Origin of the sequence: Oceanospirillum beijerinckii DSM 7166 (assembly GCF_000422425.1) — a bacterium.
GTDB classification, from domain to species: domain Bacteria; phylum Pseudomonadota; class Gammaproteobacteria; order Pseudomonadales; family Halomonadaceae; genus Oceanospirillum; species Oceanospirillum beijerinckii.
This window is the reverse complement of sequence record NZ_AULT01000030.1, coordinates 1-14,952: the sequence shown is the minus strand read 5'-3', so window position 1 is coordinate 14,952 and position 14,952 is coordinate 1. Positions and strand designations below refer to the sequence as shown.

The 14,952-nt window shown below is 47.8% G+C and carries 13 protein-coding genes; 7 read left to right on the top strand and 6 right to left on the bottom strand.

Features of this window, described 5'->3' with window-relative positions:
- Window positions 1-10: 10 nt before the first annotated feature.
- Window positions 11-1,924, bottom strand: coding sequence for a beta-ketoacyl synthase (locus H579_RS0109865; RefSeq protein ID WP_036565982.1), 1,914 nt, complete (start codon window positions 1,922-1,924; stop codon window positions 11-13).
- Window positions 1,925-2,386: 462 nt separating this feature from the next.
- Between H579_RS0109865 and H579_RS0109855 the strand changes: the two genes are divergently transcribed.
- The gene (locus tag H579_RS0109855; protein WP_028300539.1) at window positions 2,387-3,154 is read left to right on the top strand and encodes a ParA family protein; all 768 of its coding nucleotides are present in this window, start codon (window positions 2,387-2,389) and stop codon (window positions 3,152-3,154) included.
- 231 nt (window positions 3,155-3,385) lie between these two features.
- Here the strand turns inward: H579_RS0109855 and H579_RS0109850 are convergent, their stop codons facing one another.
- Window positions 3,386-4,246 (bottom strand): sulfurtransferase, encoded by an 861-nt coding sequence (locus H579_RS0109850; RefSeq protein ID WP_036565981.1) that lies wholly within the window; start codon window positions 4,244-4,246, stop codon window positions 3,386-3,388.
- Window positions 4,247-4,646: 400 nt separating this feature from the next.
- On the opposite strand from H579_RS0109850, the gene nfo reads away from it, so the two are divergent.
- From nfo to H579_RS25115, 6 genes are all read left to right on the top strand, one after another.
- Complete coding sequence (gene nfo, locus H579_RS0109845) at window positions 4,647-5,501, top strand: deoxyribonuclease IV (protein ID WP_028300537.1); 855 nt, start codon at window positions 4,647-4,649, stop codon at window positions 5,499-5,501.
- Window positions 5,501-6,232, top strand: a complete 732-nt coding sequence (trmB, locus tag H579_RS0109840; RefSeq protein WP_051227511.1) for a tRNA (guanine(46)-N(7))-methyltransferase TrmB — start codon at window positions 5,501-5,503, stop codon at window positions 6,230-6,232. Before nfo ends, trmB begins: the two co-directional genes overlap by 1 nt.
- 24 nt (window positions 6,233-6,256) lie before the next feature.
- Entirely contained in the window at window positions 6,257-6,988 is a 732-nt protein-coding gene (locus H579_RS0109835; protein WP_028300535.1) for an SIR2 family NAD-dependent protein deacylase, read from the top strand.
- A 193-nt stretch (window positions 6,989-7,181) separates the two neighbouring features.
- Window positions 7,182-8,825 carry a FecR domain-containing protein gene (locus H579_RS0109830; RefSeq protein WP_028300534.1) on the top strand — a complete coding sequence of 548 codons (1,644 nt, stop codon included), beginning with the start codon at window positions 7,182-7,184 and terminating at the stop codon, window positions 8,823-8,825.
- A gap of 20 nt (window positions 8,826-8,845) precedes the next feature.
- Window positions 8,846-11,287, top strand: a complete 2,442-nt coding sequence (locus H579_RS27820; RefSeq protein WP_169449704.1) for an EAL domain-containing protein — start codon at window positions 8,846-8,848, stop codon at window positions 11,285-11,287.
- 114 nt (window positions 11,288-11,401) lie between these two features.
- Window positions 11,402-12,130 carry a tRNA-uridine aminocarboxypropyltransferase gene (locus tag H579_RS25115; RefSeq protein ID WP_245583245.1) on the top strand — a complete coding sequence of 243 codons (729 nt, stop codon included), beginning with the start codon at window positions 11,402-11,404 and terminating at the stop codon, window positions 12,128-12,130.
- 72 nt (window positions 12,131-12,202) lie between these two features.
- Here the strand turns inward: H579_RS25115 and H579_RS0109815 are convergent, their stop codons facing one another.
- The 4 genes from H579_RS0109815 to H579_RS0109800 form a co-directional block, all read right to left on the bottom strand.
- Window positions 12,203-12,727: a hypothetical protein gene (locus H579_RS0109815; protein WP_028300533.1), complete on the bottom strand. Its 525-nt coding sequence runs from the start codon at window positions 12,725-12,727 to the stop codon at window positions 12,203-12,205.
- A gap of 76 nt (window positions 12,728-12,803) precedes the next feature.
- Complete coding sequence (locus tag H579_RS0109810; RefSeq protein ID WP_028300532.1) at window positions 12,804-13,325, bottom strand: hypothetical protein; 522 nt, start codon at window positions 13,323-13,325, stop codon at window positions 12,804-12,806.
- A 100-nt stretch (window positions 13,326-13,425) separates the two neighbouring features.
- Window positions 13,426-13,986 carry a hypothetical protein gene (locus H579_RS0109805; RefSeq protein ID WP_028300531.1) on the bottom strand — a complete coding sequence of 187 codons (561 nt, stop codon included), beginning with the start codon at window positions 13,984-13,986 and terminating at the stop codon, window positions 13,426-13,428.
- A gap of 676 nt (window positions 13,987-14,662) precedes the next feature.
- A partial coding sequence (locus H579_RS0109800) for an IS3 family transposase (protein ID WP_028300530.1) occupies window positions 14,663-14,952 on the bottom strand: 290 nt, incomplete at its 5' end.

Genomic DNA, 14,952 nt, shown 5'->3' with positions numbered 1-14,952 from the left:
GAATACAGGGCTAGGTCATATCCCGAAAAGGATTATCCAGATCCAGGCTCACGGTTTGCTCATAGCCAGGGATGCGTACTTCATGAGCAGAGATCTCTAGTTCAGGTCCCTCAAGTACGGGCTGGTCACCAAAGTGATAAATCAACTCAAAGCGGCCTGAGTCGGCATTAGCCAGATACTGAGCCGCACGCTCTTTCTGTACCTGAACCTTATCTTCCCAGGCTTTGATCGCTTCAGGGCCATGTTTCTTCGTCAGCATTTTCAGGGTGACTTCCGGCGAGAAGACTGCACCTGTCGCATTATTGCCACCAAAACCTTTGGCGTTGATCAGCGCAGTATCCATACGACGTTCGCTCAGATCAATATCCTGTTGAGAAAACAACAGGTTACTTTGATGCACATCATCTGCTACCTGCTCAGTGGTTGCGATACCCGGAATCAAGCCATGTGCCCATGTACCCAGTGCGCTGATGGTTTGGTCACCGGCTGCGGTACCTTGAGAGTGACCGACATAACACTTGATAGCCGCGACAGGCCAATTCTGAATACCAAACGCCTTAGCCACCTCGTTCAGGACATGAGATTCTGTCACCCGGTTTTTTGGTGTGCTGGTGCCGTGGGCGTGAACGTAGCTATGTTGTTGTAGGGACTCTTCGCCCAGTACAGAGCGCACCAGAGCTGAAGCCTTAGCCAAAGTGACATAATTACCAATCCCCGGTGCACTGATGGATTTCTTGAAGCCATCGGCATTCACAAAAACATCGGGTACGGAGCCAAAGATCTGGGCACCTAACTCCAGAGCCAGGTTATCGTCTGTTAGCATCAGGTACTGCGCGCCCTCTGCCATGGTAAAACCGCAGTTTTCGGCAAATGGGCGACAGGCTTTCTGATAATCTGCATCGGTTAGTTTTTCCAGTGCATCCAGGGCCATCAGGCTAGCATCGTCTGCCAGCGCACCCATTACACGGAAACCTTCGATAATCTCAGGGGTGACCGGTGCATCACTGGTGCCAACGACGGCTAAGCGGCGACGGCCAGAGCGAATATCCTGCACTGCTGCCTGTAGGTTGTACAGGAAGCTGGCACAAGCACCTAGGTGGCCTGCTGTTGCCCCAACACTGCCCAGGACATAGGCGTTAATAAAGTCCGCAGGCATCTGGCCGTAACCCAGTGGCATCTGCTTGGAGGTCGCACGTTTACCGGAGACAAAGCTTTGTAGCAGACCGCCCCAGCCAAACTGATCCAGTTGACCAATGGAGTTACCGGCATAAACGGCAACCTGATCCGGACGGATCATGGATTGCACCTGCTTCCAGTCCAGACCGGTACTGCCCAGCATATCGGAAGCGGCAAAGATAGCCATTTGCAGGCCGCGGGGATGGTGTACAGAACGGTAGAAACTGCCAGGGTTAAAACCTGTCGGTATCTGACCGGAGCATTTCACCAGAGCTTCCCGCTGGTCTGGTACAAGAGCCTCAAAACCACCGGTAATGGTGATTTCAACCTTACCACCGCCCTGCTCAACCAGCGTCCAGTTATCCGGGATGCTTTCCGGTAGCTGACGACGACGTACGACAAAACGCAGCTCATCCTGCTCGGGATTGATACTTAATTTGGTATTAGCCGGGATGGCTTCGATGTCAAACAGATCCGCATGGGTTTTTCTGATCAGGCTATTGTCCAGTACCTGTTGACGCACCTGTTCAGCCGCTTCGGCTGCATCCAGTGTCTGACCATCCTGAGTTATCCATTGCCCAGCTTGTTCGGTCAGCAGCCCCATCATACAGGCCAGGCTGACAAGTGTTTCGATTTGCTGATCTTGTGTCAGGCTGTTTAAAACGGTACGGCGGAAGCTCTGAAAACCTGAGCTACGGCCTGCGGCATTTACACCACCAAAACCAATGATTACCGGTAACTGTGACAAGCCCCACTCCTCATAACGGCGACGCAACCATAAGCACCGAAAGCCCAACCTGTTTGATCAGGTGCGTCAAAAAAGCACCTAACGTAAGCGCCTGGTATCAGTGTCTAAAAGCGCTTTATAAATAACTACCTTCCGATCACGATAATGGAGAGTAGCGACAGGTTTTTGTTTCGGTATGTATATCTTGCTATGAAATCTTTATGCAATGGCTAAGAGTTTTGCACGACCCAATGCCAAATAAGCCAAGAATCTTAACACTTACAAATGATAGCGGCTATGGCTGACCGGGCGGGAATGCAGGATTTTATGGATACTTTTTCTGCGGATCGTGACTGGGGCGGTCATCTACATTTCATGGCTCAGAATTAGTCTTTTAGTAGGCTCGACCTTAAACCTCAAAATGCATACACTGAGGTTGTGCTGCACCGCGAAAAAAGACAGAGGGAAACTGAGGAGGAAAGTATGATCCGAGTGGTTTTTAATCAGAAAGGTGGCGTCGGTAAATCCAGTATTACCTGTAACCTGGCTGCGATCAGCGCCAGTCAGTCGTTTAAAACGCTGGTGGTTGATCTTGATCCTCAGGGGAACTCCAGTCACTACCTGTTAGGCAGGCCAGTGCAGGAGATGGATGACACTGTATTTGATTTTTTTGAACAGGCTCTGACGATCTCCTCGCAAAGAAAACCCATGGATCAGCTGATTCAGCCCACTCAGTGGGATCATCTGTATGTGCTACCGGCCCATGCTGAGCTGGAAACTCTGGAAGCCAAGCTGGAATCCCGCTATAAAATCTACAAACTAAAAGAGATGCTGCAGGAGCAGCTGAACGAGTTTGACTGCATCTTTATTGATACACCGCCCGCCTTGAACTTCTTTTCCCGTTCGGCATTGATCGGCTCGGATCGTTGCTTGATTCCGTTTGATTGTGATGCCTTTTCCCGTCAGGCATTAACTCAGTTGTTGGATTCTATCGCTGAGATGCGTGAAGACCATAATCCTGATCTGTCCGTTGAAGGGATTGTGGTGAATCAGATGCAGCCGCAGGCGAAGCTGCCGCAGATGCTGGTGCAGGAGTTGATTGATGATGGTCACCCGGTACTGCCGGTACATTTGATGTCATCAGTGAAGATGCGAGAGTCTCATCAGCTGAATACGCCACTGATTCACTATGTACCCAAGCATAAGCTCACTGGGCAATTTGTTGAGCTGTTTAAAACGCTGCAGCAATAATAAAAAAGGCTGGAGCGTCACTCTATCGCTTGACTATGCTTCAGCTTTGAATATCTGTTTTCTGCGGTGTTAAAGGTTAACTGCAAAAACTTATACCAAACCAGATAAGTTGTTGTAGGTCGGAAAAGCCGCAAGGCGCCTTCCGACAATCATCCGGTATCGGAGTCAGTGTCGGATGGCGCTTCGCTTATCCAACCTACTCTGAAATCAAGAAACTTATCGGTAATGGCATTACAGGCGTGCGATAGGCCGGTTGATATCCTTGATCCACTCACTCCAGGAGCCTGCATACAGTTTGGGTTCTTCTATACCTGCAATGACACAGGCCAGGATCAGATGGCAAGCGGTCACACCTGAGCCACAATAAGCCACGGAATCCGGTTGGTTAAATGGGGTCAGTTTCTCTTTGAGTTCCTCGATCGGTAAGAAACAGCCTTGCGCGTCGACCAGTTCATTAAAAGGCAGGCATTGAGCGCCTGGGATATGACCGGCCACAGGATCGATAGGCTCCATCTTACCGGCAAAGCGCTCTCTGGCACGGGCATCGACCAGGTTTGGTTGCTGTTGCAGAATCGCATCGGCATTGATCAAACGTTCCGTCTGCCATTGCGGAGAAAAATCGCCCACTTCCCCTATCTCTGGAACTTCCTGGCTTAACTCACCTTCGGCACTTAACCAGGCATCCAGGCCGCCATCTAATACCTGTACCTGAGTCAGACCGGCAAAACGCAATAACCACCAGGCGCGGGCCGCAGCCATCGAACTGTTGTTTTGGTCGTACACGACTACGGGCTGATCGCTGTCGATGCCCCACTGTTTAAGTGCCGCTAACAAGCGCTCACTGGAAGGTAGCGGATGGCGGCCGGTGACACCGTAGCGAATGGGATCAGACAGTTGGCGATCAAGGTCCGCATACACAGCCCCAGGGATATGACCTGCTTGATAAGCTTTCTGACCGGCATCCGGCATTGGTTGAGCCGCCATGGCAAAGCGGCAATCCAGAATATGGATTTTTTCTGCTTGATTCTGATCTTGAGTCAGTCGCTGCTGTAAAGCCTGTGCGCTGATTAAAGTGGCTTGAGTCGATTGCATGACTTTTCTCCCTGCTATGAAGGCTATAACGTTAAGTGGATTTTCCTTGAACATAAATGATTTTCTTAAGGCTTTATCCGAAAGGTCTTTTTAGTGTGCCCAGTTCTTTTCCTGGTTTTTTATCTTGCTGTAAATATTACGTATTACGAAATTTTGTTTTATATAGCGTATTTAACGTATATAGGCCGATCTGGCTTTATTCTGTTATGTAATTATGTGGCCGTGGTTTTGTTTTTTTACACTTTGTATTGCGAGAGATCGTCAATATCGGAAGAGGGTGCTTATTCATATGAGAGCCGCTTTCCGCAAAAAACAGGTGCCTTACTGAGCTTTTTACGGCTATTTGTTACAATTTAAGACAAATTGACCCTTCTGTTTGAAGCAGCTCTGGAGAGTAAACATGAAATACATCGGTGCCCATGTCAGCGCCAGCGGCGGCGTCTTTAATGCCCCCATCAATGCCAAGGAGATCGGTGCCAATGCTTTTGCTTTGTTTACCAAAAACCAGCGTCGCTGGCAGGCTAAACCGTTAGATGACCTGACTGTGCGTAAATTTAAGGCCAACTGTGAAAAGCTGGGCTATAGCGCCGATCAGATTCTGCCTCACGACAGCTATTTGATTAATCTGGGACACCCGGAAACCGAAAATCTGCAAAAGTCCCGCGATGCCTTTTTAGATGAGATGCAGCGTTGTGAGCTGCTGGGCCTGAAGTACCTGAACTTTCATCCAGGAAGCCATCTGAAAAAAATTGATGAAGCGGCATGCCTGACCCGGATCGCAGAATCGATTGATTGGGCGTTAGGGCAGACTCAGGATGTCATTGCGGTTATCGAATGTACCGCCGGTCAGGGCAGTAATCTGGGCCATAGTTTTGAACAGCTGGCGGCGATTATTGAGCAGGTTGAAGATAAGAGCCGGGTCGGCGTGTGTCTGGATACCTGCCATATGTTTGCAGCAGGTTATGATCTGCGTACGGCAGAGGCATGTGATAACACCTTTGGCAACTTTGCCAGCACCGTCGGTTTTGACCATCTGTTTGGTATGCATCTGAATGATTCTAAGGGTGGATTAAACAGTCGCCTGGATCGCCACCACAGTTTGGGCAAGGGAGAGATTGGTTTGGAGTGCTTCCAGTGGCTGATGCAGGACGAGCGTTTTAATGGTATCCCTTTAGTGCTGGAAACCATCGAGCCGGAAATCTGGGCTGATGAGATTCAGATGCTGCGTCGTTTTGAACTGGGTGAGGCCGCCTGATGCAACACCGTGATCATGGTAATGTCAGCTTTGGTAACTCCCGCGAGATTGAAACCACTCAGACTGGGCCCCATGAGGATCTGATCAAGCAGGTGCATAAACATCTGCAGCAACCGTTTCAAAAGCCCTATCAGGAACACAATGTTCAGGCCTTTAAGCAAGCACAGCAGTGGCTAAAAGCACAAGATAAACCGCTGATACTGGATTCCTGTTGTGGCGTCGGTGAGAGTACCCGCCATCTGGCGCAACTGTTTCCAGATTATGCGGTGGTTGGTGTCGATCAGTCCGAAGATCGTCTAAGCCGTAAGCTGGGCGAGTTACCAGATAATGCCTTGCTGGTGCGGGCGAATTTATTGGACTTCTGGCGCTTGGCTGTTAATGCGGGCTGGCAACCGGAGCGGCATTATCTGCTTTATCCCAACCCCTATCCAAAAAAGAGCCAATTTAAACTGCGCTGGCACGGTGGCGCTATGCTGCCTTTTATTGCCAAGCTGGGAGGGCGTTTTGAATGTCGCAGTAATTGGCAGATCTATGTGCAGGAGATGGCCCAGGCGCTCTCTTTGGCGAATCACAGGGACTGGTTTGATCTGCCGGAGGTGGAACTGGACGCTCAACTTAAGCTGGTGGCTGACCAGGTTGTTGCCATTACTCCAGAGCCGGTCATGACACCGTTTGAGCGTAAGTACTTGGGCAGTGGTCAGCAGGTATTTGCCTGGATGCAGGCTATTTGAGCCATAGGATAACTGGAGAATAGTATGAGTGAGCAGAAACAGCATATCGTCATCTTAAGTGGTGCCGGAGTGAGTGCCGAGAGTGGTATCAAAACCTTTCGCGATTCTGACGGTTTGTGGGAGAACCATCGTGTTGAGGATGTGGCTACTCCAGGTGCCTGGGCGCGTGATCAGGAATTGGTGTTACGTTTTTATAATGAAAGACGGCAGCAGATACGTGCGGCAGAACCCAATGAAGCTCATAAAGCTCTGGCTCTTCTGGAAGAGAGATTCAAAGTCACCGTTATCACTCAGAATATTGATGACCTGCATGAAAGAGGTGGGTCGTCTGATGTCTTGCACCTGCATGGTGAGATCTTTAAAGCTCGCAGCAGTCAGAATGAAGACTTGTTATATGAGCTGGGTGATCAGGATATTTATGCCGGTGATCTGTGTGAGCAGGGATCGCAACTCCGTCCGCATATTGTCTGGTTTGGTGAAGATGTCCCTATGTATCCTGTTGCTCATGAGATTACTCAGACTGCGGATTTGGTGATTGTTGTCGGGACTTCGTTGCAGGTTCAGCCCGCCTCTTTTTTAGCCAGTGCAGCCCCTTACCATGTGGCACGTATTGTCGTAGACCCTAAAGCCGAAGCGGATGTACCCGCGTTTTATCTGCGTTACCCTGCAGGTGAAATTATGCCTGCATTGGTTGATTATCTATTGCAACAGGGTATTGAAGACTTGTCAGAGCTGGATCAATTGATTTCTCAATAATGAAGTTAAGTTGTACCGTTAATGAATCTTTAAAATAAAGCCATCTCTTGTCTGATAAGCTAGGGATTGTTTGACCTATGCTTATAACTGACTGGGTAAAAATATCGGATATATCAAATGCAATCCCTGCCTTTAATCTGAGGAGCGTCAGAGGGTTACGGAGTGCATAGATCGTTGGGTTTAGGAGCGAGTGATGGGATTAAAAAAGCAGACTTTGTTTCTGGCTGCATTTTTGCTGGTGGGTTCAAACAGTAGCTGGGCGGCTAAAGATTGGATTTATGGGGTTATTCAGGGCGATACGCTTTCTGAATTTAGTAAGAAGTATTTACGCAGCGACATAGACTGGCGTCAGGTTCAGGTGCTGAATAATATTTCTAATCCTGATTTGATCTTACCCACCACTAAAATCCGTGTACCTGCTTCCTGGCTAAAAGAGCAACCGAGTTCTGCTCTGGTTATTGCTGTTAAGGGCGATGTTTGGCTACGACGCAGTAAAACAGAAGAGAACAACGAGCCGCTTGCGCGCCCTTTGAATTTGGGGGACCAGCTACAGTTAGGTGATATGATCACTACTGGTGAAAACAGCAGTGTTGCTGTACGTTTTGCCGATGACAGTACGGTCTCACTCTCCCAAAATGCAGAATTGATCTTTGATCATATGAGTGCCCATGAAGAGACAGGAATGGTGGATTCCCGTTTACGCTTGATGAAAGGCACCGCTGAAACAGAAGTAACGCGCCAATTGGCGGGGCCTGCCCGGTTTGAGATTCATACGCCTTCTGCGATCTCTGCTGTGCGGGGCACCAGCTTCCGTACAACCTATCAACAGCAGGAAGATGCGGCACGGGTTGAGGTGTTGCATGGAGGCGTTGCAGTACAGGCCAAAAGTGTCACTGAATTGGTTGAGCAAGGTTTTGGCACCAAGGTGAAAAAAGGCGAGGCACCGATTAAACCCCGTGAGCTATTGCCGGCTCCTGAGCTCGCCAGGCTATCAGAAGTACTGACTCAGATTAATCATAACTTCCGTTGGCAGGGGCATGCGGATTCTACCGCTTATCGTTTCCAGATCGCTGAACATAAAAGCTTTAATACTTTGATCTGGGAAAAGGTTCAGTCTGGCAGCGAACTATTTTTTCCCGAACTCAGCGATGGCGGGTATTTTGTCCGTCTGCGCAGCATTGATGATATCGGCATTGAAGGGCATAGCCAGATAAAACCTGTGACGATTAATCTGACGCCGCTACCGCCTGTGCCTATTCGTTATAGCGGTCAGGGTGGTGTGATAGGTAATAACTTTGAGTTGCGTTGGACCATTGCACCTCAAGCGGCCCGCTATCGTTTGCAGATCGCTAAAGACGCTGGCTTTAAACAACGGGTTGTGGATAAAACGGATCTTCCACAGGCCTATGATGGTGATCTAAGAATCGACCAGGATGGTGACTATTACTGGCGGGTTGCGAGTATCAGTGCTGATGGTGAGCAGGGCGAATTCAGTCAGATTACTCCTTTGTCGATTACCCGAACTCATTCTATTTTACAAGATGACTGGCTGCATGATCGTCAGAAGGTGCACTTGAGTTGGCCAAGTCTGACCGGTGAGGCTTATCAGGTTCAGGTGGCTGAAGACCCTGAGTTTAAGCAGCTGTTGCTTGATCGTCGTCAAAATCATGGCCAGTTAACGCTGAAGCGTTATTACAAACCCCGTTACTTAAGAGTTGCCTCTGCCAGTCAGCAAACTCACGGTAAATGGGGAGAGGTTCATGTTATTTCACCAAGTCAGAGCCTGAAGTATCTGCCTGGTTTTAGTTGGTTTGCGATGGTACTGGCTGTTTTATGATGGGACCGACTCTGTCAGGGATGACAAAAAATATTTTGTTGCTGGGTGCAACTTTGCTCTTGCTGATACTTTGGTTGACGGCTCCTTTCACCAAACGTATGGATCTGTTTTTCTATGATAGCTGGATGATGCTGAATAAAACGCCAGTATCCAATCAGGTGGTAGTGATCGGAATTGATGACCAGAGTTTGTCTTATCTGGGGCGCTGGCCCTGGAGTCGTACGGTTCATGCTGAACTGATTGACCGCCTGACTGAGGCTAAAGTCAGAGCTGTTGGGATTGATATTATTTTCTCTGAACCGGAATCAGAACAGGCAGATCGTCGTCTGGCGAAAGCGATTCAGGATAATGGCCGTGTTGTTCTGGCCCTGGCACCGGAACGTCTCGGCATGAGCCGCTCCATGCAGGAATTATTGCCTATTCCTGTTTTAGCTATAGCGGCACAACGCTTGGGCCATGTGGACGTCGGGTTAGACCCTGATGGCCTGGCGCGAACCCTGTATCAATTTGGAGGTTTGGGTGAACCTCGTTGGCCATCATTTTCATTGGCTTTGGCTTATCTGACGGCTGAAAACGTAATCAGTGATATCGGTTATAACATAGAGCGTCAGGATCAGGGCACGGGCTGGGTACGAAAAAATCCCATGCTGATTCCATACTGGGGCGGATCGGGGCACTTTAAGCACTATGCCTATATTGATGTCTTGCAGGGGCGTGTGGGGATTAAGCAGCTCAAAGACAAAACGGTGCTGATTGGTGCCACGGCTGTGGGGATGGGGGATATTCTATCGACACCGGTACAGCGTATGTCAGGGGTTGAGTTTAATGCCAATATTATTGAGTCCCTGATCCAGCAGAAGCAGATTAAGGCTACAAGTGATAACGAGGCCTTAGGGTTCAACTTGCTTTTGGCAGGTGTGTTTGCCGTTTTAATTATCTTTCTTCCCCCGCGTTTTTATACCGTGGTGGCCCTGTTCGGCTTAGTGCTGCCTGTGGCTCTGTCTTATCTGATGTTTGTTGGGCAATCAAACTGGTTTGCACCGACTAATGCCTTGTTCCTTCAGGGAATGGTGTTGTTAGCCCTGGGCGGTTGGCGCTATCAAAACTCGTTAAAACAGGTGGCTGTACTGCATAAACAGGTCTATCAGGAAACTCACTTTGACAATCTGACGCAGTTACCTAATCAGAAAATGCTGCAGCAAGAGATCACTCAACGCATGGAAAAAGCGCAGCAACAGAGCGGGCATCTGGCATTGCTGGTGATTCAGTTGGGCGGTATCAAAAATGTGAATGATCGACTGGGGTTGGAAGCCGGTGATCAGGTGCTACTGAAGGTGGCGCAGCAGTTGCAGAAAGCGGTCGTGTTTCAACACCCTGTCGCTCGTTTGGGAGGAGCGGAGTTTGCAGTCCTGTTAAACCCTATTAAGAGTGAACAGGAGGTGCATCATATGGCCAGCCGTATTACGCCTTTGCTGCAACAGGCCTATCGTGTGGGTGAGGACGCGTTTTATCTAACACCCAGTATTGGTGTGAGTGTTTTTCCTGGTGATGGTGAGGATGCTCCGGCACTGCTCAACAACGCTTATACCGCGATGCATAAAGCGAAAGAGGATAAAAAGTGTGACCTTTATTTCTTCTCGGAGCAGCTGAAGGACCAAATTGTACAAGCATCGGAGCTTGAAAGAGACCTGCGTAACGCACTGGCCAGTAATCAATTAGACGTTTACTACCAGCCGCAAGTCGTGACAGAAAGTGGTGAAATTATCGGGATGGAAGCGCTGTTACGCTGGATTCATCCTGAGCGGGGGTTTATCTCTCCGGCAGACTTTATTCCCATTGCTGAAAAGACAGGCCTTATCATAGAGATTGGTAATTGGGTTTTATACCAAGCCTGTGCTCAGGTGGCCCAATGGCGAGAAGAGCGGCAGCAGGACATTCGTATCGCAGTTAACGTATCCGCAATTCAGTTTGGTGAAGGTGACCTGGTTCAGCATGTCATTGATACCTTGCAGAAAACAGGTCTGCCATCGAATCAGCTAGAGCTGGAAATAACGGAATCTGCGTTGATAAATGACATGGAAGCAACTCGGGATACCTTATTACAACTGAGACGCTTGGGTGTTCAAATCGCCATTGATGATTTTGGTACCGGTTATTCCTCGTTAAGTTATCTGCAGAATTTTTCTCTGGATCGTATCAAGATTGATCAGAGTTTTGTGCGTGACCTGACGGAAAATAGTGAAACCGCGGAGATTACCCAGGCGATTATCTCTATGGCTCATGGTCTGAAGCTAAAGGTGATTGCAGAAGGGGTTGAGACGGTTGATCAGAGATATTTCTTGGCGTCTCAGGGCTGTGAAGAGCTCCAGGGTTATTACTTTAGCCGCCCGTTACCTGCGAATGAGGTTGAGACGCTACTGATCACCCCTGTATTGGGCCTTAAAAAACAGCCCTGTGGATAAGTAAGGGGGTGTGAAGTTTACTGTCGCTGCAGTAAACTTCGCCACTCAATTAGCTCGGGTCTATTCAATTCAATGTCCAAACCTTTCTCTCTGCCCCTGCCGCCGGCACCTGAAATGCCTCGTAAACCTTTTGCAGCCCGAGGCTCACGGGTAAACCGCTGTTCTGGCTGCCTGATGGCACAGGATTTCTGTATCTGTGATTTGCGCCCTGAGAATGTGCCCTGTCGTGCACAAATCTGGCTGCTCATGCACCCGGAAGAGATCTATAAACCGACCAATACCGGACGTTTGTTGGCGGACTGCTTGCCGGATACCCAGGTGTTCTACTGGTATCGCACTGAACCTAATGCTCAGCTGCTGACCTTGCTACAAAATGATCAGTATCAGCCCTTTATTATCTTTCCCGATGATATGGAAGACTATGCTCACCGTGTGGTGCAGTTTGATCAGGTGATGACGCTGCAGGGAGAGTATCACGATGGTTGTGATAAAGCTGGCAAGACTGATCAGGATAATAAAAGTAGTAGCCGCAGTAAGATCCCGGTGTTTATTATTCTGGATGGTACCTGGCGTCAGGCACGACGTATGTTCCGTAAAAGCCCTTATTTAGCTGATCTGCCAGTGTTACCGTTGAAAACCGATCGCTTAACCCGTTATGCCCTGCGTAAACCTGCCAGTGAACAACATTTGTGTACCGTTGAAGTAGGTGTTGAGCTATTAAAACAAGCCGGGGAAACACAAGCGGCTGAAGCTGTGGAAGTTTATTTTGAGGCCTTTAATCGACGTTATGCCGAAGCACGCGGTCTGCGGGAAGAGGTGCTCGAGCGTATTAATCGAGTATAGATATTTTTATAGGACATGAAAAAGCCGGGTTAAAGACCCGGTTTAATCGGTTCTGTTTACAGGGCCTGATGCTTAGACTTTGGCCTTGACTCCGCCTATCTCGAATAGGTGTCTGGTCAGATTGATGTTTTCATTAAATCCTAGATAAGCCATATTCTCATAGCTCTTTGGTCCCAGACCTTTGTAATCAATGCTGTAATATTCGCCATTGGGAAACGATTCAGAGCCGTAGGACTGATCAATGACTTGCTTTTCCTGCGCGAACCAGTCAGGCACTTCCTGATTATCCATGACTATCTGGTGGATATTGAGGGTGGTACCAAAGCCGCCTGCACCATGGGTTTTGCTATAAGCTTCACGCAGGGAGTCTTGTAATGCCTGGAAAATCACTTCCTTGCTTTCCTGACTTAGACTCAGCCCTTTGTCTGACCATGAAGGAAAGGCGAATTTGTCAGCAAAGTAATCGACTAATTCAGGTCCCGATACCATGCGAGGTCCTTTCTGATCTATTACCTGGGCACTGTTTGTCCTATCTGTGTTATTCACCGATTTGACTGCGTTTGTGTGTAACGCAGTGTTTGTAGAATCAATCTTCATGGTTTTATTCCTTTTTAATGATATCTACTTAACAGTGCTGAGTCCTAAAGGGTTGCAAGCATGGGGCTGTGCCGGGTTAGGCGTTGGTACTTAGCCCGTTTCTTGAAAATAATTGCTTAAGTAGCTCATCAACATCTTTAGAAGATAAATTTAGAGGGGGATACATGTGGCTTGAGTCTATTTTTCGATCTCCAATGCTGTAGGCATAATGCTCCCCATTAGGGAAAAGTTGATCTCCGTACAAATCTCCTACCATCTCTTTTTCACTAAGAAACCAGCTAGGGACATCCTGGTTGTCCATGACTATTTGGTGAATATTAATACTTACGCCTACACCAGCAGCAGAAAAAGGGTTGTTGGTTAATGCCGCTTCTACGAAGGTATTATGAATGGCTTCTTTGGTTTCTTGAGTCAGTGTTAATCCCTTAGCTTCCCATTCTGGGTAGGCAAACAGTTTTGCGAAGTGTTCAACAGCTTCCTGACCTGTCATAAAATAAGGTTGGTCTTTGTCTGTTGTCTGAGTCAATGTTTCAGTTTTTGACGGTGTGTTAATCGGGCTACTAGCGGGCGGGGCGGGAATGGCTGCGATAATCTTCATGGAAATAACCTTTTCAGTAATGCTTAATATAGGTTTGTCTCCCCCTTATCGGCCATTGACAGATAAGAGGAGGATCAAGATGCTTTCATGCAAGTGCTGATTATTGGTATTCAACAGAAGCACTCACATAATTAAACGATGGACCATTATAGATTCTTAGTTTAGGTGCTCTATCTACGACAAAATAGAACTGTATAGAGTCATTTCCTGAATAAGTGCCGTAAGATGTAGAGATACTTCCTGTTGGTGTACTGCTGACATTGGCACAAACTCCTGCATTGATTAAACAGAGATAGACTTCAATATCGCTCCACCCATTGAGAGTTCCACTCCAGTGATAATTGATATTAGTAATAAAGCCTGAACCGTATCCCGATAAAACTCCACTAGGCTGTGGATCATATTGATATTGTAAAACGCCGGGACCAGCAGCAGAATCCCACCAGTTCCCAGTACTAAGTGCAGAGAAGACATTGGGCTCGGCGGTGATGGAGTGAGGCTCAGAAGAAAGACTATTTTGCTTCATTTCCTCCTGTTGATTATTAATACTTTGCTGCAAAGCTTCCGGGATATCAGTGCTGAACTCTGCTGTACCAGCGTAAGCTGTCATATTAGTGAATGCCAGAGTTAATACGGCAGAGGCTGTTAATAATCTATTCACAATAAAATCCTTTTAAAACCTGTCTATTGGAGCGCACAGGCTAGCAGTGAAGGTGGTATGGGAATAATGGCAGAGTGCTTGACGATTTGTGCGATATTGCTGATGGAGTGTGTGATGATTTTTCTATAGCTGTCGCGCTAAGTAGAGAGGTTTTTAATTCCTGATGAGCCAAATACTTTCGTATCTGTTGAAGTGGGTAATGATATAAGTCTTAGGGGTATTGCCTCTGAGGAGCCTGCCTTGGTGGGCTAAGGTTATTCGTATAAGTATTCTCAGGCGATAGATAGGGTCGGCTATCTCTTTGGTAGCAAAAAATAGGGTTTGTTGATTTAAGTCGCATTATTTCGACGCTTTGTAGCCACCATTTTTTTTCTTAGAGAGCTTCCAGATATATCTATGTTGGATTGTTAAAGGCTGAGTAGGGTGGCTTTACACCTCGTAAGTTTGTCAAATATGCCGCGTGTGCTCTTTTTTGCCGTCGTTATCTCAATACATAAAAAAACCTCTGTTACCGGAGTGACAGAGGTTTTTTAAGATGCTATTGCTAGAAGCCAACTATTTTTAGAGTTCATCTTTGATAAAACGTTATAGCAGCTTTAGCGTATTCAAATGTTTAAATAGCTGCATTTGCTCATCCTGTGACAGTGACGTGGTCAAGCAAATACTACCAGTCCAGTTAAGCGACTTCCTGTAGTCGATAAAATTCCCGTTCACAGTCATTAGGGCTCATATAACCCAGATATGAGTGAAGTCGCTTTTCGTTGTAATACATTACGATATACTCCCGTATATCCGCTATGGCTTCTTGCCGGGTTTGATAATGACACCACTGTACCCGCTCCTGCTTCAATGTGCCGAAGAAACTCTCAGCAACAGCATTATCCCAGCAGTTCCCCTTACGACTCATACTGCCTGTAAAACCATTCTTATCTATCAGCCTTCGGTACGCATGACTGGCATACTGTG

Bases quoted from the DNA above. Each gene is read 5' to 3' on its own strand.
- H579_RS25115 (WP_245583245.1), top strand. From the start codon at position 11,402: ATGCCTCGTAAACCTTTTGCAGCCCGAGGCTCACGGGTAAACCGCTGT.
- H579_RS27820 (WP_169449704.1), top strand. From the start codon at position 8,846: ATGACAAAAAATATTTTGTTGCTGGGTGCAACTTTGCTCTTGCTGATA.
- H579_RS0109815 (WP_028300533.1), bottom strand. From the start codon at position 12,727: ATGAAGATTGATTCTACAAACACTGCGTTACACACAAACGCAGTCAAA.
- H579_RS0109835 (WP_028300535.1), top strand. From the start codon at position 6,257: ATGAGTGAGCAGAAACAGCATATCGTCATCTTAAGTGGTGCCGGAGTG.
- H579_RS0109810 (WP_028300532.1), bottom strand. From the start codon at position 13,325: ATGAAGATTATCGCAGCCATTCCCGCCCCGCCCGCTAGTAGCCCGATT.
- H579_RS0109850 (WP_036565981.1), bottom strand. From the start codon at position 4,246: ATGCAATCGACTCAAGCCACTTTAATCAGCGCACAGGCTTTACAGCAG.
- trmB (WP_051227511.1), top strand. From the start codon at position 5,501: ATGCAACACCGTGATCATGGTAATGTCAGCTTTGGTAACTCCCGCGAG.
- H579_RS0109855 (WP_028300539.1), top strand. From the start codon at position 2,387: ATGATCCGAGTGGTTTTTAATCAGAAAGGTGGCGTCGGTAAATCCAGT.
- nfo (WP_028300537.1), top strand. From the start codon at position 4,647: ATGAAATACATCGGTGCCCATGTCAGCGCCAGCGGCGGCGTCTTTAAT.
- H579_RS0109830 (WP_028300534.1), top strand. From the start codon at position 7,182: ATGGGATTAAAAAAGCAGACTTTGTTTCTGGCTGCATTTTTGCTGGTG.